The sequence below is a fragment of the Actinoplanes sp. NPDC026670 genome (assembly GCF_040638175.1).
Taxonomy (GTDB): Bacteria; Actinomycetota; Actinomycetes; order Mycobacteriales; family Micromonosporaceae; genus Actinoplanes.
Window position 1 is genome coordinate 1 of sequence record NZ_JBEZXU010000174.1, and the last position, 1,758, is coordinate 1,758.

At 72.4% G+C, this 1,758-nt stretch carries 2 protein-coding genes; one reads left to right on the forward strand and one right to left on the reverse strand.

Features of this window, described 5'->3' with window-relative positions; translation table 11 throughout:
- Positions 1 to 1,155 (forward strand): hypothetical protein (locus tag AB0E94_RS52820; RefSeq protein ID WP_360344527.1); only part of this gene is annotated, 1,155 nt, incomplete at its 5' end.
- 122 nt (positions 1,156 to 1,277) lie between these two features.
- Here the strand turns inward: AB0E94_RS52820 and AB0E94_RS52825 are convergent.
- On the reverse strand, positions 1,278 to 1,758 hold a 481-nt coding region (locus AB0E94_RS52825; protein ID WP_360344530.1), incomplete at its 5' end, for an isoprenylcysteine carboxylmethyltransferase family protein.

Here is a 1,758-nt window from a genome sequence, read left to right on the forward strand (position 1 = left end):
CAGCTACTTCCGTTCGCCGACGCGCTGGTCAACGCGGCCATCCCACGGCACGCCCTCGCCTGGCTGCGCCGCAGCGGCTCCGCCCGGCTGCTCGCCGAGCTGGCCGCGACCAGGGCGCCGGTCACCCACGAGGTGCTCGATGAACTCCTGCACACGCCGAAGGCGGGCGCGGTCGACTACCTGCGCAAACTGCTCGTGGCCACCAGCGTCCTGCCCGACCGGCTGGAGCCGCTGGCCCGGCTCGAACCGTGGCTCGACGCCCTGCTCGTCGACCAGCCAGCCGATCGCCAACGACTCGTCCGGCCCTTCGCCCAGTGGGTCGTCCTGCGCAAGGCCCGCCGCGCCGCCACCCGCGGCCGATACACCGCCAGCTCCGCCACCGCCGACCGCGAGGACATCCACCAGGCGCTGGCCCTGATGTCCTGGCTGGGCCAGCGCAACCTGACGATCGACGACCTCACCCAGCCGCGCCTGGACGAGTTCATGACCGACGGCCGAGCCCACCGACGCCGGGCGGTCCGGGCCTTCACCGCCTGGACCGCCGCGCGACGGATCACTCCGAACCTGGTCATCGCCCGCCGCCGCGACGACACGCCCTCCCGGTTCCTCGCCGAAGACCACCACCTGCACCTGCTGCGGCGGTGCCTCACCCCGGACGACCCGACGCCGGTCGACGTGAAGGTGGCCGGCGGTCTCATCCTGCTCTACGGCGTCCGGTTGCCGAAGATCCACGCGCTGACCACCGAGCGGCTGAGTCGAGACGACCGGGGAACCTACCTGGCCCTCGACTCCGTGCCGGTCCTGCTGCCGCCGACCCTCGCGCAGCTCGTCGACCAGCTCATCGCGCAACCACCACGCACGTTCGGTCTGCGCCCCACCGCGCAGGCCCAGGCCGCCTACCTCTTCCCGGGCAGACCGCCGACCCGCCCCATCGCGGCGGCCAGCCTCGGACACCGTCTACGCCAACACGGCATTCCCGTTGGCGCCGCCCGCAACAACGCCCTGATCGCCCTCGCGGCCGACCTGCCCGCACCCGTCATCACCGACCTGTTCGGCCTCACCCACAAGACCGCCGCCACCTGGAGCACCTACGCCCGAGCCGACTGGACCGCCTATCTCAACAGCCGACCCGACCCCGACGCCCCGCACCCATGACCGGTCCATCCCTCTGCTCGGGGCCGTAGGCTGCGGAAATGGACATCGCCTGCGACTGGGCCCGCCCGTAGCTTTCCGCGAAAGATCAACGATCAGTGGTTGATCGTGAGTGAGAGGCGCGCTCAGCGACGGGTCGGTGCTGGTCGGCGGCCGATTCCGGGCCAGAATCGGCCGACCCGGGCAGCGTAGTCGGCGTAGGCGGCGCCGTGGGTGCGGGCAAGGTAGGGCTCCTCGACGGCGCGGACCTGCAGCTGGATCGACGCGACCAGGACTGCGGTGGCGGCCAGGGCGATGGGGTTGGGCACCATCGCGGCAAGACCGGCGCTGGTGGCGGTCATGGCGGTGAAGATGGGGTTGCGGGCCAGGGCGAACGCGCCGCCGGTGACCAGGGCGGTGCGCTCGGCCGGATCGACCCCGACGCGCCAGGAGGCGCCCATGCTCAGTTGCGCGGCGAGGGTGGCGGTCACGCCGGCGCCGACCAGGACCAGCCCAGCCACCCGCAGCCTGCTGTGGTCAAGAACGCTGACCGGGTCCATCCTGGCCAGGGCAGCAGCCGGACCGGCGAGGCCGAGCAGCAGCGCGGCGACGAACAGCAGTTTCGCC